General features: G+C 64.5%; 17 protein-coding genes. 10 read left to right on the top strand and 7 right to left on the bottom strand.

The features are described from left to right. The first annotated feature begins 82 nt into the window (after positions 1-82). A complete protein-coding gene (locus tag DH10_RS14830) occupies positions 83-1,486 on the top strand; it encodes an MATE family efflux transporter (RefSeq protein WP_192253674.1) in 1,404 nt (467 codons plus the stop codon). A 37-nt stretch (positions 1,487-1,523) separates the two neighbouring features. On the opposite strand, the gene DH10_RS14825 is transcribed toward DH10_RS14830, so the two are convergent. From DH10_RS14825 to speB, 4 genes are all read right to left on the bottom strand, one after another. Then, positions 1,524-2,168 (bottom strand): amino acid ABC transporter permease, encoded by a 645-nt coding sequence (locus tag DH10_RS14825; RefSeq protein WP_192253672.1) that lies wholly within the window; start codon positions 2,166-2,168, stop codon positions 1,524-1,526. Further along, a complete protein-coding gene (locus DH10_RS14820; protein ID WP_192253671.1) occupies positions 2,165-2,833 on the bottom strand; it encodes an amino acid ABC transporter permease in 669 nt (222 codons plus the stop codon). Before DH10_RS14820 ends, DH10_RS14825 begins: the two co-directional genes overlap by 4 nt. Before the next feature lie 89 nt (positions 2,834-2,922). Then, positions 2,923-3,723: a transporter substrate-binding domain-containing protein gene (locus DH10_RS14815; protein WP_192253669.1), complete on the bottom strand. Its 801-nt coding sequence runs from the start codon at positions 3,721-3,723 to the stop codon at positions 2,923-2,925. Between the two features lie 74 nt (positions 3,724-3,797). After that, entirely contained in the window at positions 3,798-4,853 is a 1,056-nt protein-coding gene (gene speB, locus DH10_RS14810; RefSeq protein WP_192253667.1) for an agmatinase, read from the bottom strand. A gap of 215 nt (positions 4,854-5,068) precedes the next feature. Here speB and gcvA point away from each other — a divergent pair, with 215 nt between their 5' ends. The 8 genes from gcvA to DH10_RS14770 all read left to right on the top strand — a co-directional run bounded on the left by gcvA (position 5,069) and on the right by DH10_RS14770 (position 14,158). Further along, positions 5,069-6,043 (top strand): transcriptional regulator GcvA, encoded by a 975-nt coding sequence (gene gcvA / locus DH10_RS14805; RefSeq protein ID WP_192253665.1) that lies wholly within the window; start codon positions 5,069-5,071, stop codon positions 6,041-6,043. Positions 6,044-6,271: 228 nt separating this feature from the next. After that, a complete protein-coding gene (pncB, locus tag DH10_RS14800) occupies positions 6,272-7,576 on the top strand; it encodes a nicotinate phosphoribosyltransferase (RefSeq protein WP_192253663.1) in 1,305 nt (434 codons plus the stop codon). 235 nt (positions 7,577-7,811) lie between these two features. After that, positions 7,812-9,272 (top strand): hypothetical protein, encoded by a 1,461-nt coding sequence (locus DH10_RS14795; RefSeq protein ID WP_246506332.1) that lies wholly within the window; start codon positions 7,812-7,814, stop codon positions 9,270-9,272. A 148-nt stretch (positions 9,273-9,420) separates the two neighbouring features. Then, complete coding sequence (locus DH10_RS14790; protein ID WP_192253659.1) at positions 9,421-10,725, top strand: ABC transporter substrate-binding protein; 1,305 nt, start codon at positions 9,421-9,423, stop codon at positions 10,723-10,725. A gap of 158 nt (positions 10,726-10,883) precedes the next feature. Beyond that, a complete protein-coding gene (locus DH10_RS14785) occupies positions 10,884-11,765 on the top strand; it encodes a branched-chain amino acid ABC transporter permease (protein ID WP_192253657.1) in 882 nt (293 codons plus the stop codon). Beyond that, the gene (locus DH10_RS14780; RefSeq protein ID WP_192384926.1) at positions 11,762-12,724 is read left to right on the top strand and encodes a branched-chain amino acid ABC transporter permease; all 963 of its coding nucleotides are present in this window, start codon (positions 11,762-11,764) and stop codon (positions 12,722-12,724) included. Before DH10_RS14785 ends, DH10_RS14780 begins: the two co-directional genes overlap by 4 nt. Further along, entirely contained in the window at positions 12,721-13,449 is a 729-nt protein-coding gene (locus DH10_RS14775; protein ID WP_192253653.1) for an ABC transporter ATP-binding protein, read from the top strand. Before DH10_RS14780 ends, DH10_RS14775 begins: the two co-directional genes overlap by 4 nt. Continuing rightward, a complete protein-coding gene (locus DH10_RS14770) occupies positions 13,442-14,158 on the top strand; it encodes an ABC transporter ATP-binding protein (protein ID WP_192253651.1) in 717 nt (238 codons plus the stop codon). The genes DH10_RS14775 and DH10_RS14770 overlap by 8 nt, the downstream gene beginning before the upstream one ends. Before the next feature lie 44 nt (positions 14,159-14,202). Here DH10_RS14770 and DH10_RS14765 read toward each other — a convergent pair whose 3' ends face one another. The 3 genes from DH10_RS14765 to pncA form a co-directional block, all read right to left on the bottom strand. Further along, positions 14,203-15,165: an ornithine cyclodeaminase family protein gene (locus DH10_RS14765; protein ID WP_192253649.1), complete on the bottom strand. Its 963-nt coding sequence runs from the start codon at positions 15,163-15,165 to the stop codon at positions 14,203-14,205. Positions 15,166-15,425: 260 nt separating this feature from the next. Beyond that, positions 15,426-16,826: a sodium:proton antiporter gene (locus DH10_RS14760; protein ID WP_192253647.1), complete on the bottom strand. Its 1,401-nt coding sequence runs from the start codon at positions 16,824-16,826 to the stop codon at positions 15,426-15,428. 58 nt (positions 16,827-16,884) lie between these two features. Next, entirely contained in the window at positions 16,885-17,499 is a 615-nt protein-coding gene (gene pncA, locus DH10_RS14755; RefSeq protein WP_192253645.1) for a bifunctional nicotinamidase/pyrazinamidase, read from the bottom strand. A 249-nt stretch (positions 17,500-17,748) separates the two neighbouring features. Between pncA and DH10_RS14750 the strand changes: the two genes are divergently transcribed. Next, positions 17,749-18,411 (top strand): FAD binding domain-containing protein (locus DH10_RS14750; protein WP_192384925.1); only part of this gene is annotated, 663 nt, incomplete at its 3' end.

Genomic DNA, 18,411 nt, shown 5'->3' with positions numbered 1-18,411 from the left:
CGGCGCAAACGGCGCCATTTTGCGCCGTTAAAGTGCGGCTTCCGGGCCTGGTCCCGACGCGCCGCGGTCTGAAGAGCGGAAAATGTCTGCGATCGAAGCCGGCGCTCGCGCGCCGGAAAATCTTTGGCGTCAGGAAATCAGGGCGACATTGTCGCTTGCCTGGCCGATGGTGCTCACCAATCTCGGCCAGACCGCCATGACCGCGACCGACGTCATGATGATGGGCCGGCTTGGGCCCGACACGCTGGCCGCCGGCGCGCTCGGCTCCAACCTCTATTTCATGCCGCTGATCTTCGGCCTCGGCTTGATGCTGGCGACCTCGCCGATGATGGCGACGGAACTCGGCCGCCGCCGCCATTCGGTGCGCGACCTGCGCCGCACCGTGCGCCAGGGCCTGTGGCTGGCGGTTCTCGTCTCGATCCCGATCTGGCTGTTCCTCTGGCATGGCGAAGCGGTGCTTCTGGCCATGGGCCAGAAGCCGGAGCTTGCGCATCAGGCCGGCATCTATCTGCGCTGGCTGCAATGGGCGGTGCTGCCCTTCTACGGCTATATCGTGCTGCGCTCCTTCATCTCGGCGCTGGAGCGGCCGGGCTGGGCGCTGATCATCGTCTTCGTGGCGGTTGCCTGCAACGCCTTCTTCAACTGGGTGTTCATGTTCGGCAATCTCGGCGTGTCGGCCATGGGCATTGCCGGCTCGGGGCTCGCCACCTCGCTTTCGAGCACGCTGATGTTCGTTGGCCTGGCGGCCGTGGTCGTGCTGGAGAGAAAATTCCGGCGCTATCGCCTGTTCGGCCGCTTCTGGCGGTCCGACTGGCCGCGCTTCCGCGGCCTGCTGAGGCTCGGCCTGCCGATCGCCGGCATCCTCGCCTTCGAGGTGACGATCTTCAACGCGGCAGCATTGCTGATGGGCCTGATCGATGCGGATTCGCTGGCCGCGCACGCGATCGCCATCCAGATCGCCTCGATCTCCTTCATGGTGCCGCTCGGCCTCAACCAGGCGGTGACCGTGCGCGTCGGCCTGGCGCACGGCGCCGGCAATCCGGAAGGCGTTTCGCGCGCCGGCTGGACCGCCTTTGTCATCGGCGTCTCGTTCATGGCGCTGATGGGGCTGGTGATGATTCTGTGGCCGCATCTTTTGATCAGCGCCTTCATCGATCTCGCCGATCCCGCCAATGCCAGGGTGATCACGCTTGCCGTGTCGTTCCTGGTGTTTGCAGCGCTTTTCCAGATTTTCGACGGCGCGCAGGCGGTGGCTGCCGGCATGCTGCGCGGCCTGCACGACACCAAGGTGCCGATGATCTATGCCGCGATCGGCTATTGGGGCGTCGGCCTGCCGCTCGGCGTGCTGCTCGCCTTCCATTTCGGCTTCAACGGCGTCGGCATCTGGATCGGCCTGGCGTCGGGATTGGCCGTGGTGGCGGCGCTTCTGCTCGCGCGCTGGCTGCGGCGCGACCGCATCGCGCCGGTGCTGTCGTTCAGTCACTGAGAAGGACCGCTGGTCGACCGGCGGTCTATTTCACGGTTCAATGCGCTGCCGCGCGCTCGAGCCGCCGCGCGTATTGCGTCAGCGGAAAGCACATGACGAAGAAGATCAGCGCCACCATTCCGTAGACGGTGAACGGCTCGAAGGTCGCATTGTTGATGGCGTTTGAGGTCCTGACCAGTTCCTCGAAGCCGATGATCGAGGTCAGCGCCGTCGATTTGATCAGCTGCACCAGGAAGCCGACGGTCGGCGCGCGGGTGATCGAGAACGCCTGCGGCAGGATGATCAGCCTGAGCTCCTGCAGGTAGTGCAGCCCCAGGCTGGCGCCGGCGTCCCACTGGCCGCGCGGCAGCGCGTCGACGCCGCTGCGCCAGATTTCGGCCAGATAGGCGCTGGCAAAGAAGGTGAGGCCGAGCATCGCGGCCGTCCACGGCTCGATGCGCAGCCCAAGCATCGGCAGGCCGAAGAACATAAGGAAGAGCTGCATCAGGAGCGGCGTGCCCTGGAACAGCGCGATGTAACCCGAGGCAACCCGCTTGATCCATTTGTTCTTGGCGATGCGGAAGAACAGCACCGCCAGCCCGACCAGCGCGCCGCCGACGAAGGCGGCCAGCGACAACAGCACCGTCCAGCGGGCGGCGAGCAAGAGGTTGCGCAATATGTCCCAGAAGGTGAATTCGATCATGACACGCCGGCTCCGAGTGCTCGGCGCCCGCCGCTGACCAGCAGCCGGCGCAGCCCCATCGACAGGCCGAGATAGACCATGGTCACCACCAGATAGGTCTCGAAGGCGCGGAAGGTGCGTGCCTGCAGCATGTCGGCCTCATAGGTCAGCTCGCGCACCGCGATCTGCGACACCACCGCCGATTCCAGCATCATGATGACGATCTGGCTGGTCAGCGCTGGGTAGATCACTTTCAGCGCCTGCGGCAGCACGATCTTGATGAAGACCTGTCGGGGCCTGAGGCCGAGCGCCAGTGCCGCCTCCGTCTGCCCACGCGGCACGGCGTCCAGGCCTGCGCCGACGATCTCGATCGTGTAGGCGGCCATGTTGAGCGTCATTGCCAGCATGGCGGCCAGGATCGGATCGAGCCTGACGCCGAGGCTGGGCAGCCCGAAGAAGATGAAGAAGAGCTGCACCAGAAACGGCGTATTGCGCATCACCTCGACATAGGCCGCGATCGCCAGCCTCAGCGGCTTCGGGCCGTTTCTTTTGCCGGCAGCGCCCAGGATGCTGAGGAAGGTCCCCGCCAGCGTGGTGACGGCGATCAGAAGGACCGTCGTCGCCGCGCCGCGCGCGATCGCGCCTGCTGCACCCGCAAGCCAGCCGAAGTCGAGGCTGTAGCCCATGACGATTGGCCCTGTTGGAAAGCGCGTAGCGCAAGAAACAAGTGCGGGAGCGGTTCAGCGCTTCATGGCGAGCTGAACCGCTCGGTAGGTCAATCCTTGAGGTTGTCGGGATTGAGCGGCGTCTTCAGCCATGCCTTCGAGCTCTCGTCCAGCTTGCCGTCGGCCAGCATCTTGGCAACCGCGTCATTCACCGCCTTCTTCAGCCGGTCCTCGTTCTTGTTGAGGCCGATATGCGAGGGCGAGGTGAGCAGCTGGAATTTCTGCTCGGGCTTGAGCGCTTCCTGACGTGCCAGCACCTGCGCGCCGACATCATTGCCGACCACCATCAACTGCGTCTGGCCGGAGATGAAGGCCTGGATGACGGAATTGTAGTTGTCGAAGCGGCGGATGTCGGCCGAAGCGGGTGCCGCCTGGGTCAGCGAGGTGTCCTCAAGCGTGCCGCGGTTGACGGCGATCGACTTGTCGGCGAGGTCTTCCTTGCCTTTGACGGCAAGCTCGGCCGGGCCGATGACGGCGATGTAGTAGGGCGCGTAGGCGGCGGCGAAGTCGATCACCTGCTCACGCTCCTTCGAGTAGCCCACGCTCATCAGGATATCGACTCGCTTGTCGGTGAGATACGGGATGCGGTTCTGGCCGGTGACGCTGACGAGGTTGAGCTTCACCTTCAATGCATCGGCGATCGCCTGCGCCACGTCGATGTCATAGCCCTTGATGCTCATGTCGGCGCTGGCCGACGAGAAGGGCGGGAAGTCCGAAAAGATGCCGACATTGATGGCGCCTGCCTTGGTGATGTCGTCGATGGCGTCGGCTCTCGCCTGCGTGGCGAGGCCGGCCGCACCGAGTATCAGCATTGCCGCGAGCGCGGATTTCAGTGCGTTGCGAAGTGTCATTGTGGTTCCCCTGCTGGAAGCTTGTTTGTTGAAACCGGCCGCCGGCTCCAGCGCGACGGCCGTATTGGTTCGCGTCAGACCTTCTTGATCGCCGGGCTGAACACCATCAGGCTGAGAATCTCGAACAGGACCTGGGCGCCGACATGGGCGGTGTTGGTGGTCGCGTCATATTGCGGCGCCACCTCGACGACGTCGCCGCCGACGATGTTGAGGCCTTTCATGCCGCGCAGCAGCTCGAGCACCTCGCGCGTCGTCAGCCCGCCGACTTCCGGCGTGCCGGTGCCAGGCGCGAAGGCCGGGTCGATGCTGTCGACGTCGAAGGAGATGTAGGTCGGCCCGTCGCCGACGATTTTCCGCGCTTTCTCGATGATGGCAGGGATGCCGAGGCCGGTCACCTCTTCGGCATGCACCACGGTCATGCCGGATTCATAGGTGAACTCCCATAGATACTCGGCCGAGCCGCGAATACCGATCTGGATCGTGCGGGTGGGATCGAGCACGCCGTCCAGCACCGCGTTGCGGAACGGTCCGCCATGATGGAATTTGGTCATGTCGAACAGGCCGCTGGTGTCGCAGTGGGCGTCGATATGGATCATGCCGACCGGTGCCTTTTTGCCGACCGCTTTCAGGATCGGATGGCTGATCGAATGGTCGCCGCCGACCGAGAGCGGCAGGACCCCGGCATCGACGATCTGGTTGGTGCGGTGTTCGATGTCTTCATGGCTGATCTCCAGCCGGTAGCGGCTGCGGAACGGCGTGTCGCCGATGTCGGCGACGCGTAGCTCGTGCGTCGGCGCGCATTCCAGCACGTGGTTGTAGGGGCCGATGCGCTCGATGGCGCGCAGCGCCCTGGGCCCAAAGCGCGCGCCCGGCCGGTTGGTGACGCCGAGGTCCATCGGCACGCCGATCATCGCCACCTGCAAATCGCCGAAATCCGGATTGCCGGCGGCCACCTGCCGGTAGGGCGCGGCAAGGAAGGTCGGGACACCGGAATAGGGCGCGAGCCGCGTGCCGCTCTTCGAAAAGATTTTGTCGGCGACCTTGCGGAACTTCGGGTCGAACATCTCGCCGCCATGGCTCTCGCCATATTTGCGGCGCAACGCTTCGAGCTTGCCGCGATCGTAACCCATGTCCGGTCCTCCTCTGTGATTGCTTGCAGCGCCGCCCGCATGGACGGTTGCCAAGCCGGCCGTTGCCGGTCGGATCGTTGCCCGCCGGCTGCCCTGCGGATTTCACGTCTCTTGAAGCTGTTCCGGGCAAAAGTGTCCGGCAGCCGCATTGAAAAATCAATTGATATTGTTAGGGTCTTTGTTGTGAGAAAATCTCACAAAGTTGGGAGTTGTCCATGGCCAAACGCCTGCCGCCGCTGAACCCGCTTCGCGCCTTCGAGGCAACGGCGCGGCATGCCTCGCTGACCAAAGCGGCGGGCGAGCTCAGCGTCACCCATGGCGCCGTAAGCCATCAGATCAAGGCGCTCGAACAATCGCTCGGCGTGAAGCTGTTCGAGCGCACCGGTCAGCGCGTGAAGCTGACGCCGCATGGCGCCGAGTTCCTGCCGGCGGTTTCGGCCGCCTTCGAGGGCATCGCCGCCGCCACCCAGCGCATGACGAGGCCGGCAAGCGCCGGCGTGCTGTCGGTATCCTGCGTGCCGGCGCTGCTGCTTTTGTGGATGACGCCGCGGCTCGGCTCCTTCACCGCGCAATATCCCGACATCCAGCTCACGCTGATCCCCTCCAACGACGCGAGGGACATTCGCGCGCCGCACATCGATGTTTGCGTGCACTATGGCGACGGCAGCTGGAGCGACTGCTGGATACGCAAATGGTCGGGCCTCGAGCTCTTTCCGGTGGTCAGCCCGACGCTGATCAACAACCGGCCGATCCGCACAATCCGCGATCTCGCCGATCACGTCTTCTTGCATGGCGACGACGGCCGTGAATGGCACACCTGGCTCGCCGCCGCAGACGCACTCGACCTGGAGCGCGGCCGCCGCCATCATCTGGGCGATGCGCGCATGGCGACTGAGGCGGCAGTCCACGGCCATGGTGTGGCGCTCGGCGATTCCGTCACCGCGCGCGCCTTGCTGGCCCGGGGCATGCTCGTCGCGCCCTTCACCCTCTCGGTGCCGGCGGTCGACGATTTTTATGTCGTCTGCCGCAACGAGATGCGCTCGGCGCCGATCGTCCAGCTCTTCATCGACTGGCTGTTCGCCGAGAAGGAACAGGATGAGGGTCGGGCCGATGCGCCGGTGGCCGGCCGTGTGCCGAGCCGCAGGAAGCGACCTGCGCTCAAGGTGATCGGCGCCAGGACGGCGTCCTGACTGCTGGACTTGCATCGCTGCTTTTTGTCAGGCCAGCCGGCAAAGCGGGCAGAACTTTCGGAAATTCGATGCTAAGAGGCTTTCGGAGCAATTCCAGGAAAAGTGCGCAGCGGTTTTCCGTCCGGAATTGCGTGAAGGCAAGAGTGAGCAATTCCAGGAAAGTGCGCAGCGGTTTTCCATCCGGAATTGCTCAACAACAAGGCGAAGCCTGAGCAGTGAAGGCAGGACATGGCAAAGACCGATATAGCGCGGCGTGTCTACAACCACACCTGGAAGCTGGACCCGATTGTCCGCAGCCTGCTGGACACCGATTTCTACAAGCTTTTGATGCTGCAGATGATCTGGGGCATGTACTCCGAGGTGGACGCCACCTTCACGTTGATCAACCGTACCACTTCGGTCCGTCTCGCCGACGAGATCGACGAAGGCGAATTGCGTGAGCAGCTTGACCACGCCCGCACCTTGCGCTTCTCCAAAAAGGAGATGATTTGGCTGGGCGGCAACACCTTCTATGGCCGCAAGCAGATCTTCGAGCCGGAATTCCTCGCCTGGCTGGAGGATTTCCGGCTGCCCGACTACGAACTCACCAAGCGCGATGGCCAGTACGAACTGTCCTTCCCCGGTCCCTGGATGTACACGACGCTCTGGGAAATCCCGGCACTCGCCATCATCAACGAGTTGCGCTCACGTGCCGCCATGCGCTCCTTCGGTCCGTTCGCGCTCGACGTGCTCTATGCCCGCGCCAAGGCCAAGATGTGGGACAAGACCGAGCGGCTGAAAGCGCTGCCCGGCATTCGCATTTCCGATTTCGGCACGCGCCGCCGCCACTCTTTCCTGTGGCAGCGCTGGTGCGTCGAGGCGCTGAAGGAAGGCATCGGCGAGGCCTTCACCGGCACCTCCAACGTGCTTCTGGCCATGGACAACGACCTCGAGGCGCTCGGCACCAACGCGCATGAATTGCCGATGGTTTTTGGCGCGCTTGCCAATTCCGAAGAGGAGTTGCGCGAAGCGCCCTACAAGGTCCTGCAGGACTGGCAGCGCTACTATGGCGGCAACCTTCTGATCGTGCTGCCGGACACATTTGGTACGGCTGCGTTCCTGCGCGATGCGCCGGACTGGATCGCCGACTGGACCGGCTTCCGCCCCGACAGCGCGCCTCCGATCGAAGGCGGCGAGAAGATACTCTCCTGGTGGCGCGAGAAGGGCAAGGACCCGAAACAGAAGCTGCTCATCTTCTCCGACGGACTCGAGGTCGAGACCATCGAGGAGGCCTATCGTCACTTCAAGGGCAAGGTGCGCATGTCCTTCGGCTGGGGCACCAACCTCACCAATGATTTCGAAGGCTGTGCGCCGACCGAGACCAAGAGCCTCGATGCCATCTCGCTGGTCTGCAAGGTCAGCGAAGCCAATGGCCGGCCCGCGGTGAAACTCTCCGACAACCCGGCCAAGGCGACGGGGGATGAGAAGGAGATCAAAAGGTATCTCAGGATCTTTGGCGAGAAGGGGCGCGTAAGGCAGCTGGTCAAGGTGTGAGCACTGGCTGATCTGGTCGCGCCAGTCATATGGAATTTCGCATAAGTTGAGTTCCCGCCCACCCCCCTCTGTCCTGCCCGTCCTCCGCAGCAGCTGCGCTGCAGCTGCGAAGGGTGGACCGGACATCTCCCCCGCAAGGGGGGAGATCGACAGTTCATCCGGGGGGCGCTTCTCCTGGGACGCTGGCGATTGGCGAAAGCGGCGGCGACAGCCAATCTCCCCCCTTGCGGGGGAGATGTCCGGCAGGACAGAGGGGGGTGCGAAGGATCGCGACGCTGCAGATAATCCCCTCGGGCCTCGATCCCTCGCAGTCGCGTTGGCGCTGACGCCACTCCTCCCCACCCCCGCCTTCGCGCACGCCTCCGACCGCGGCCATGTCCTGCTTCTGCCGACCGGCTACTACATCGCCGGCGGCGCATTGGCGGTGGCCGTCAGCTTCCTCGTCCTGGCGCTGCTGCCGCCCGCCGCTCTCGACCGGATCTGGCGCAGGCACCTGTCCTTGTTCGCCTTCGGCGACGGCCCGCGCACCATCGTCAGCCTGCTTTCCTTTGCCGGCTTCGCGTTGCTGATTGCGGCTGGCATTTTCGGCAGCCGCGATCCGCTCTCCAACCCGCTTCCGCTGGTGATCTGGACGCTGCTCTGGGCCGGCTTCACCCTGCTGCAGGGCGTGTTCGGCGACCTCTGGTCTTGGCTTAACCCGTGGTACGGATTTTGGCGCATCGTGGGCCGGCCGGGCGGCGGAGGCGGTGACGGGACCCAGCCATCGCGCCTGCCGTCATGGCTCGGCCTCTGGCCAGCCTTCGCGCTGTTCTTCGCCTTCGCCTGGTTCGAACTGATCGACCCGGCGCCAGACGATCCATCTCGCTTGGCTCTCGCCGCCGGCATCTACTGGCTGTTCAGCGTCGCCGCCATGCTGGCCTTCGGTTACGAAGACTGGAGTCGGCGCGGCGAATTCCTGACGATCTTCTTCTCCATGGTCGCCCGCTTCGCGCCCTTCCAGCGCGAACAAGGCCGGCTCAGCCTCTGCTGCCCGGGTTCGGAGCTGCTTGCCGCCTCCTCGTTGCCGGCAAGCGGCACGGCTTTTCTCTTGCTGGCCTTGTCGTCGGTATCCTTCGACGGCCTGTCCAAAACCTTCTTCTGGCTCGGACTGTTCGGCATCAATCCGCTGGAGTTTCCCGGCCGCACCGCGCTGATAGGCATCGGCACTTTCGGCCTGGTGCTGGCTTTTGTCTTGCTGGCGGCGATCTTCGCGCTGGCGGTCTTCCTCGGCCAGCGCCTTGCCGGCGGCGAGCATTCATTCGGTGAGGCCGCCGGCCTGCTGGTGTGGTCGATCGTGCCGATCGCGCTGGCCTATCACGTCGCACACTACCTCACAGCGCTGCTCGTCGACGGCCAGTACGCGCTGGTTGCGCTGTCCGATCCCTTCGCGCTCGGCTGGAACCTGATCGGCACCGCCGACATGATGGTCGAGGCGGGCGTCGTGGCCGGCGCCGGGTCGGCCTGGTGGCTGTGGAATCTGCGGGCCGGCGTCATCATCGCCGGCCACGTGCTGGCGGTCCTGATCGCGCATGGGCTCGCCTGGCGACTGCATCCGCAAGCCTCTCGCGCGGGGCTCAGCCAGCTGCCGCTGACGCTTCTGATGATCGCCTACACGATATTCGGCCTATGGCTGCTTGCCACGCCGACGGCGGGATGAGACAAGGGCCGTCATGACGCGAGGGAAGCTCGCTTGCCACGTCATGGCTTTGGTGATTTAGTTTGTACACATGCAATTTTCGCGTCCTCCAAGCGCGGAGGATCGAGCCGCCTTATCGCTGGTCAGACTGAAAAACAGGGGAACGGACATGGCTGACAAGAACGGATTTTTCGACCTCTCCAAGACCACCCTTTCGCGCCGCACCGCGCTGAAAGGCATGGCCGCCGGCGCCGGCCTTGCGCTGGCGCCAGGCTTCGTCCGCTACAGCCAGGCGCAGAGCTCGGCGCCGATCAAGATCGGCTTCCAGTCGCATCGCACCGGCATCGGCGCCGCCTATGGCCGCTGGTATGAGAAGACGAGCGCCGCCGCGGTCAAGGCGATCAACGACGCCGGCGGCATCGGCGGCCGCAAGGTCGAGCTTGTCATCGAGGATGACGGCACCGATCCCGCCCGCGGCGCCGAGGTGGTCGGCAAGTTCGCCAAACAGCACAAGACCGACATCGTCTTCGGCACGCTGTTCTCGCATGTCGTGATCGGTTCGGCGCCCGCCGCCGGCGAGAACAAGATCCCCTATTTCGTGGTCAGCGAAGGCCATCACGTCGCCTCCACCAAGCTCAACCGCTACGTCTTCCAGCCGGGCATCACCGACGTGAAGAGCCAGATCAAGTCGATGGCGCCTTGGATCGCGGCGAACGCCGGCAAGAAGGTGACGCAGATCTTCCCCGACTTCGCCTTCGGCTACGACCATCGCGACTACCTGCCGCCGGCGCTGAAGGCGCAAGGCGCCGACGTCATCGCGCAGATCGCCATCCCGCCGACGGAGAGCTCCTTCACCAAATACTTCCCGCAGATCCCGGCCGAGACGGAAGTCATCTACCACGTCATGGTCGGCCCGGCCGTGCTCACCTTCGTCAAGGAACTCGGCGAGTTTTATGGCTCGCAAAGGCCGCAGCTCTTCGGCTTCATGGATTCGCTTGAGGCCGTCGACATCAACAGCCCCGGCCTTGAATTCCTCGACGGCAGCCATTTCTGGGAAGGGTCGCCGCGCTATGCGCAGCCGGACGATTCCGCCGCGCAGCAAGCCTACCGCGCCGCCGTTGGCATCGACGACAACGGCGCCGCCGTCGGCGATCCCAAGGACGTCTCCACCGCCTCGCACATGTTCGGCTGCTGGGAGACGCTCTACGTCGTCAAGAAGGCGATGGAGGATGCCGGCTACAAGGGGCCTGAGGATCGCGCCAAGCTGGTCGAGGCGACCGAGGCGCTGAAGGAATTCGCCGAAGGGCCGGAGCATCCGCAGGGCCCAAAGACCTTCAACGGCAAGATCCACCAGTGTTTTGGCATCCAGAACATCTCCAAGGTCGAGGGCGGCAAGCTCAAGGTCGTCCACAAGACCAAGATCGAGGACGGCCTCTACGAGCCGGAAGGGGATTACACGACGCAGGCGCTGTGAACGCTTCACCCTCCCCTTGTGGGGAGGGTCGGCGATAGGCTTCGCATTTTGCGAAGCCTATGAGACGGGGTGGGGGCTGCGACGGCCCATGCCCCACCCCCCACCCGACCGCTGCGCGGTCACCCTCCCCACGAGGGGGAGGGTCAAGGGCGCCCTGAATGCACTTCGGACCCCACCTTCTCCTCGCTGCCCTCGAAGGCCTCGTCACCTCCGCCGTGCTGGCGCTTACGGCGCTCGGCCTGTCGCTGGTGTTCGGCGTCATGCGCATCGTTAACGTCGCCCATGGCGAGTTCTTCATGTTGGGCGCGGTGCTCGCCTGGGCGATCTCGACGGCGATATCGGGCCATCCGGCGGTCGGCTTCGTCGCCGCACTTGTGATCGCGCCCTTGTTGGTCGGGCTGGTCGCGTTTCTTGCCGAATGGCTGGTGCTGCGCCGGCTGAACTACAATCCCGAAAGCACCATCGTCGCCACCATCGGCATGCTCTACATCATCCAGCAGCTGGCGCTCACCTTCTACGGCCCCGAGGCGCGCCCGGTCGAGCCGCCCTTCAGCTACCGCATCCTGCTGCCGTGGTTCGGCTATTCCGGCTACAAGCTGTCGGTGGTTGCTGCGTCGGCCATCCTGCTCGTGCTGACTTGGCTGGTGCTGACCCGCACCAGGATCGGCCTGATCATGCGGGCGACCCAGTATGACCGCGAGACGGCGCAGGCCTTCGGCATTCCGGTCGAGCGCATCTACGCCGGTGTCTTCGCCGTCGGCGCCATGCTGGCGGCGATCGCCGCGGTGCTGATCGTGCCGATCAGCCAGGCGCACTACCTGATGGGGCAGGACCCGCTGTTGCTCTCGTTCATCGTCGTCATCATCGGCGGGCTGGGCTCGCTGCGCGGCACCGTGGTCGCCGCCATCTTGATCGGCCTCGCCGACGGCATCGTCTCGATGTTCTTCTCGCCGACACTGGCCAAGATCATCGCCACGCTGGTGGTTGCCATGGTTCTTGTGTTCCGGCCGCAAGGCCTGTTCGGGACCACCCAGCGATGAGGAATGATTCGCCGGCAAAAATCTACGCCCTGCATATCGGCGTCCTCGCGCTTCTGTTCGCGCTGAACTTCGTCCTGCCCGATTATCACCAGGGCCTCTTCGCGCGCATCATGGCGCTGGCCGTCTTCGCCATGGGCTACAATCTGCTCTTCGGCTATGTCGGGCTGCTCAGCCTTGGTCACGCGATGTTCTACTCGGCCGGCCTCTACGGCGCCGGGCTCGCGGTCTACCATCTCGGCTGGGGCGTGCCGGAAGCCTTCGTTGCCGGTATCGCCTGCGGCGCAGTCCTCGCCTTGGTCATTGGGCTGCTTGCGCTGCGCACCTCGGGCGTCGCCTTCATGATCGTCACCATGATGTTCGCGCAGGTCTTCTATTTGCTCATCCTCTATTTCGCCGCCTGGACCGGCGGCGACCAGGGCCTGGTCGTCCAGCAGGCGTCGCGAATGATCACGATCGGCGGCGCTTCGCTCGACCTGACCAATTCCACCGTGCGCTACATGAGCGCGCTGGCGCTGTTCTCGGTCGTGCTGCTCGCCACCCTTGCCATCGTCCGCTCCCGCTTCGGTCGCGTGCTGGTCGCCATCCGCGAGAATGAGGAGCGCACCAAGATGCTGGGCTACCACACCGTCGCCAACAAGCTCGCAGCCGTCGTTGCCTCCGGCGCCATCTGCGCCGCGTCCGGTGCTGCCTATGCACTGCTGTTCGGCTATATCGGCTCCAGCTTCGCCTCGGTGCAGTATTCGATCCTGCCGTTGCTCTGGGTGCTGCTCGGCGGCGCCGCGACGACGCTCGGACCGCTCATCGGCACGCTGTTCATGTACTATGTCACCGATATCACCAGCGGCTTCACCTCCGCCTATCTGCTGATCGTCGGCGTCGCGCTGATCCTGCTGGTGCTGTTTGCCCCGAAGGGCGTTCTGGGCTCCATCCGCCAGCGCTGGCTGGGGTGGCTGCCGTGACGCCGTTGCTCACCACCAAGGGGCTGTCGCGCCATTTCGGCGGGCTGCGCGCCGTCGACGGCGTCGATTTCGCGCTGATCCCGGGCGAGATCCGCGCCATCATCGGGCCCAACGGCGCCGGCAAGACCACTTTCGTCAGCCTGCTCTCGGGCCGCATCCGCCCGTCCTCCGGCATGATCGTCTTCGACGGCGCCGACATCACGACCATGCCCGCTTACAAAAGAGTTCGCCTCGGCGTCGCCTACACCTTCCAGATCACCAGCGTCTTCGCCAATCTCACGGCATTCGACAATGTCGCGCTACCGGTGCAGCGCACGCTGACCGACAGCCGCTCGAAAGGCGCGGTCAGGACCGGCGTCATGGCGGCGCTGGAGCGCACCGGCCTCGCCGACCGCGCCGGCACGCTGGCCGGGCAGTTGTCCTACGGCCACCAGCGCCTGCTGGAAGTGGCGATGGGCCTGGCGCTGAAGCCAAGACTCCTGATCCTCGACGAACCGACGCAAGGCCTAGCCGACAGCGAGATCGACAACTTCGTCACCCTGGTGCGCGAGATCGCCAGGAACGCCACCGTGCTGCTCATCGAGCACAACATGCCGGTCGTCATGCAGCTTGCCGACCGCATCACCGTCTTCAATTCGGGAAAGATCCTCGCCGAGGGCACGCCGGAGCAGATCCGCGCCAACCCCGAGGTCCAGGATGCTTATCTCGGAGCGACGCATGGCTGAGGCATCGAAGGCGCTCACCATTTCCGGCCTCGACTGCTTCTATGGCGAGGTGCAGGTGCTCTACGGCCTCGACCTCACGCTCAACAAGGGCGAGGTGCTTTGCCTGTTCGGCCGCAACGGTGCCGGCAAGACGACGACGCTGAAGGCGATCATGGGGCTGGTTCCGGCCACGGCAGGCTCGATCAGGCTGAACGGCACGGAATTGACCCGGCTCACCGCGCATGACGTGCCGAAGGCGGGCGTCGCCTATGTGCCGCAGGGCAGGCGGCTGTTTGCCGACATGACGGTGGCGGAAAACATCGAGATCGGCCTGATGGCGCGCGGCAAGGACAGGGCTACGCGTGAAAGAGTCCTCGACCTTTTCCCATTGCTGCGAGAGCGGCTGAAGCAGCGGTCCGGCACGCTCTCCGGCGGCGAGCAGCAGATGCTGGCCATGGCGCGCGCGCTCTGCCTCGAGCCGCAGGTGCTGTTGCTCGACGAGCCGACCGAGGGGTTGATGCCGTCGATGATCGCCAAGATCCGCGAGACGGTGGCGAAGCTGCGCGACCTCGGCGTTTCGACCATCCTGGTCGAGCAGCGGGTCGATGCCGTGCTTTCAGTCGCTGACCGCGTCTCATTCATCGAGAACGGTCGCAACCGCGAGACCGTCGATGTCGAGGCATTGCGCGCCGACCCATCGGCTGTGCGCCGTTATGTCGGCGTAGGATGACTTGGCCCTTACGCAGACCCGTCAAGGGGCCTTCACATCGAACTCTAATCATCCAACGCGCCGCTCGCTTTCGCGCGCACAAATGCCAGCCCGGCAATTGCGAGATCGCCAACCGCCATGCCGCGGAACGCGAATGCTGTTCGCTCATTTGCGCTCTGACGACCCGGCACGTCGCCGCCGACCAAACCTGTCAGGTCGCCGGCGACGAGTTCGGGCCTCACCATCGGCCTGCTCATATGCGCCTCTTGCGCCAAATCGTCTATGACGATGCGATCGAAGACAGCCATGGTCTCAGGCAACCAAGGCAGGGCCAGATCGGTCATGGTTGCGAAGGCTCCGGCCTTCAGCCAACGCGCATCCAAAAATGGAACCGGCTCGGGTATCAAAGTGACTGTCGTCACCACGATGTCAGCAGATTCGATCGCCGCTTTGGCGGTATCACTCGCTACTGCGGTCAGACCACGCCTCTCAGCTATCCGACACAGTGCGTCACGACTGTCTTTGCCCCGACCAAAGGCCCGAATCTCCTGCAGCGGAAAAAGATCGGCCAGAACTTCGAGATGACCGCGCGCCTGAACGCCGCATCCGATGAACGCGACGCACGCCGAGTCGGCCCGGGCCAGACGCCTGGCCGCCACGGCGCTTAGACCCGCCGTGCGTTTCGCAGTAACCCAATTGCCGTCGACCACAGCAAGCGGCTGTCCCGTCTCGCCGTCGAGAAGGGTGACCAGCGAGTTCAGGGTTGCAAGTCCCCGCTCGGGGTTACGGGGGTTGACGACCAGTGATTTGGTCGCCAGCACCCGGGGCTCGGTGGCGACACCGAGAGTTGCCATGATGTAGCGGTCGTCGCCTGGCAGCACCACCGCCTTCGGCGCACACCATACCTCGCCCCGCCGCTGACCGATGATCTGTCGCTCGATTTCGTCGACTACATCGGACGTCGAAATCGTTAGGCTATCCAGGAATTCGGCTGACAGATAGGGCAGGCTCTCGGTTTGGATGGTCATTGGCGCCCCAAGAATAGCTTGCTTTCGATAAGCATTCCTCAGGTTCAATCGAACCTGATCCCGCACCTCTCTTTGCTAATAGCAGAAATTGATGACCGCGCATACGCAAGCGCTATCTCCTACTGGTGGCTCTATGCCGGCGGCCGCTGGCCGATCCCAGCTTCGAAACCGATACGCTGATCACGCGATCTGACAGCCGCCCGACCGCTCCGCGTGATCGCCTTAAAGGGGGCAGAGCGAACCGGTTATGGTTTTTCGGCTCAACCGAAAAACAAAAACCCCGCAATCAAAAACGTCGGGATCAGCACCACGCCCGACCACGCCATGTAGCCGAAGAAGCCCGGCATCTTGAAGCCGCGATGCCTGGCGATGGCAAAGACCATGAAGTTGGGCGCGTTGCCGATATAGGTGTTAGCGCCCATGAACACAGCGCCGACCGAGATCGCGGCAAGCGTCGAGGCAGCCTCCGTCATCAGGTGCCTTGCATCGCCGCCGGCAAGCTCGAAGAACACCAGATAGGTCGGCGCGTTGTCGAGGAAGGACGACAGCGCTCCGGTCAGCCAGAAATAGGCGAGGTTGTTCGGTTGGCCGTCGGCGGAGGTGACGAGCGACACCAGCGGCGCCAGCGCGCCGTCGTGACCTGCCCTCAGGATCGCGATGACCGGCACGATGCAGATGAAGATGCCGGCAAACAATTTCGCCACTTCGGCGATCGGCCCCCAGGTGAAGCCGTTCGCTTCGCGGTGGCTCTTGTAAGACACGCGAAGCGACAGCCAGACCAGCGCCAGGATGATCGCGTCGCGCACGAGGTTCTGCAGTTCGAGGCCGACGCCGAGGATCGGGATGCTGACGCCTGGCTTCCAACTGGCGGAAAGCAGGATCGCGCCGATCACGCCGGCGAGCAGCGGCAGGTTGGCGAGGCCCCGCAGGCGCACCTTGGTGTCCGGCGTAGGATCTTTGATCTTGGGCACGCCGCCCTCGCGGCGATGCAGGACGATGTCGAGCGCCAGGAAGACGACGAGCACCAGCCCGCCGGTGAACAGTGTCTCGCGCCAGAGGTTGGCTGTCGTCCAGAAGAAGTCGACACCGCGCAGGAAGCCGACGAACAGCGGCGGGTCGCCGAGCGGCGTCAGCGAGCCGCCGATGTTGGAGACCAGGAAGATGAAGAAGATCACCACATGCGCGTTGAACGGCCGGTTGTCGTTGGCGCGCAGCATTGGCCGGATCAGGATCATCGAGGCGCCGGTGGTGCCGATGATCGAGGCGAGGATCGCGCCGATTAGCAGCAGGCCGGCATTGACCAATGGCGTGCCGTGGATGTTGCCGGCAAGCAGGATGCCGCCCGAAATCGTGTAGAGCGCGAACAACAGGATGATGAAGGACATGTATTCGGTGAGCAGCGTGTGCAGCACCGCCTCGCCCGCCATAGGCACGCCGAAGGCGATCGCCAGCGGCAGCACCACCAGCGCAGCCCAGGCGGCGGCGATCTTGCCGTAGTGATGCTCCCAGACATGATGGAACAGCAGCGGTCCGGTTGCGATCGAGAGCAGCAGCCCGGCAAAGGGCAGCGCCCACCACAACGACATCGCCGCGCCCGGCAGTTCGTGAGCCTCGGCGGCGAAAGCCGGTTGCGGAAAAGCGATCAGGAGTGCGCCAGCCATGCCTGCCGCCAACGCCTTCGCGAATGTCGTGAAGCCCCCGCGATGCCCCACGGTCCGGTCAGTCCGACAAATGGTCTTCGAGCGTCACGCCGGCCTCGCGCATGCGCGCGATCATCGTGTCGAGCGAGCCGTTGAGGTCGATGCCGCGGCAAGCGTCGAGCCGCACGGTCGCCTTGAAGCCCTGCTTGACCGCGTCGAGCGCCGAATAGGCGACACAGTAATCGGTGGCGAGCCCGACCAGGGTGACGGCATCGATGCCGCGTTCCTCCAGATAGCCGGCGAGGCCGGTCGGCGTCGTATGGTCGTTTTCGAAGAAGGCCGAATAGCTATCGATCGCCGCGCGGAAGCCCTTGCGGATCACCAACTCGGCCTTGGTCCAGGCAAGCCCGGAGTGGAAATCGGAACCGAGGCTGCCCTGGATGCAGTGATCCGGCCAGAGCGTCTGCGGCCCGTAGGGCATCTCGATGGTCTCGAAGGGCTGCTTGCCGGGATGGCTGGAAGCGAAGCTCGAATGGCCAGCGGGGTGCCAGTCCTGCGTCAGGATCACATGATCGGTCCGTCGGATCAGGTCGTTGACCAGCGGCACGATCTCGTCACCGCCGGCAACAGCCAGCGCGCCGCCTGGGCAAAAATCGTTCTGCAGGTCGATGACGATGAGCGCTTCCTCGGCCATGCGGCCTCCCTTCTGTCTCGGCTTGGGGTCCAGTTGACGCGACCGGACACGGAACCTTGACCAGATGGCCGACGGCGTCAACCTCCACTGGCATAACAAAGCCGTAGCGGCCTGTTTGTGACAGCCCTGGCCGGCGGCTTCGCTTTGACAATTGCGGCGAAGTTGATATCATTTGCATACGAATGAATTTGCCCCGGCCTGATGCCCGGCAGGTTCCCTCGGAAAGGCCCCTTTCTGGGAAGGCAAAGCGTGACCCGTTACGCGAAACCCACCACGGTTGACGAGGCGCTCGCTCTGCTTGGCGAGGACCGCTGGCGCATCCTCGCCGGCGGCACGGATTTCTATCCGGCGCAGGGCGCAAAACCTTTCCGCGACAATATCCTCGACATCAACGGCCTTGCCGCGCTGCGCGGCATCGCCGAGACCGACGATCACTGGCGGATCGGCGCCCGCACGACCTGGACCGACGTCGTGCGCCAGCCGCTGCCGGCGGCGTTCGACGCGCTGAAGGCGGCCGCGCGCGAAGTCGGCTCCGTCCAGATCCAGAATGTTGCTTCGGTTGCCGGCAATCTCTGCAATGCCTCGCCCGCTGCCGATGGCGTTCCGGCGCTGCTGGTGCTCGACGCCGATGTCGAATTGCGGTCGGCAAAAGCCGCGCGCCACTTGCCGCTTGGCGAGTTCATTCTCGGCAATCGCCGCACTGCGCTGCAGCCGGGCGAGATGGTCACCGCCATCCGCGTCCCGAAGCGTTTGGCCGTCGGCACATCGGCCTTCGTCAAGCTCGGCGCCCGGCGCTATCTGGTCATCTCGATTGCCATGGCTGCCGCGCGTCTCGTGATCGAGGATGGCGCGGTCGCGGATGCGGCGATCGCCGTCGGCGCCTGCTCCGCCGTCGCCCGCCGTCTGGCCGGC

The organism is Mesorhizobium silamurunense (assembly GCF_014843825.1).
Classification (GTDB): domain Bacteria; phylum Pseudomonadota; class Alphaproteobacteria; order Rhizobiales; family Rhizobiaceae; genus Mesorhizobium; species Mesorhizobium silamurunense.
The sequence above is the reverse complement of the archived record's forward strand: the minus strand, read 5'-3'. Positions and strand labels throughout refer to the sequence as shown.

Bases quoted from the DNA above. Each gene is read 5' to 3' on its own strand.
- DH10_RS14830 (WP_192253674.1), top strand. From the start codon at position 83: ATGTCTGCGATCGAAGCCGGCGCTCGCGCGCCGGAAAATCTTTGGCGT.
- DH10_RS14825 (WP_192253672.1), bottom strand. From the start codon at position 2,168: ATGATCGAATTCACCTTCTGGGACATATTGCGCAACCTCTTGCTCGCC.
- DH10_RS14820 (WP_192253671.1), bottom strand. From the start codon at position 2,833: ATGGGCTACAGCCTCGACTTCGGCTGGCTTGCGGGTGCAGCAGGCGCG.
- DH10_RS14815 (WP_192253669.1), bottom strand. From the start codon at position 3,723: ATGACACTTCGCAACGCACTGAAATCCGCGCTCGCGGCAATGCTGATA.
- speB (WP_192253667.1), bottom strand. From the start codon at position 4,853: ATGGGTTACGATCGCGGCAAGCTCGAAGCGTTGCGCCGCAAATATGGC.
- gcvA (WP_192253665.1), top strand. From the start codon at position 5,069: ATGGCCAAACGCCTGCCGCCGCTGAACCCGCTTCGCGCCTTCGAGGCA.
- pncB (WP_192253663.1), top strand. From the start codon at position 6,272: ATGGCAAAGACCGATATAGCGCGGCGTGTCTACAACCACACCTGGAAG.
- DH10_RS14795 (WP_246506332.1), top strand. From the start codon at position 7,812: ATGTCCGGCAGGACAGAGGGGGGTGCGAAGGATCGCGACGCTGCAGAT.
- DH10_RS14790 (WP_192253659.1), top strand. From the start codon at position 9,421: ATGGCTGACAAGAACGGATTTTTCGACCTCTCCAAGACCACCCTTTCG.
- DH10_RS14785 (WP_192253657.1), top strand. From the start codon at position 10,884: ATGCACTTCGGACCCCACCTTCTCCTCGCTGCCCTCGAAGGCCTCGTC.
- DH10_RS14780 (WP_192384926.1), top strand. From the start codon at position 11,762: ATGAGGAATGATTCGCCGGCAAAAATCTACGCCCTGCATATCGGCGTC.
- DH10_RS14770 (WP_192253651.1), top strand. From the start codon at position 13,442: ATGGCTGAGGCATCGAAGGCGCTCACCATTTCCGGCCTCGACTGCTTC.
- DH10_RS14765 (WP_192253649.1), bottom strand. From the start codon at position 15,165: ATGACCATCCAAACCGAGAGCCTGCCCTATCTGTCAGCCGAATTCCTG.
- DH10_RS14760 (WP_192253647.1), bottom strand. From the start codon at position 16,826: ATGGCTGGCGCACTCCTGATCGCTTTTCCGCAACCGGCTTTCGCCGCC.
- pncA (WP_192253645.1), bottom strand. From the start codon at position 17,499: ATGGCCGAGGAAGCGCTCATCGTCATCGACCTGCAGAACGATTTTTGC.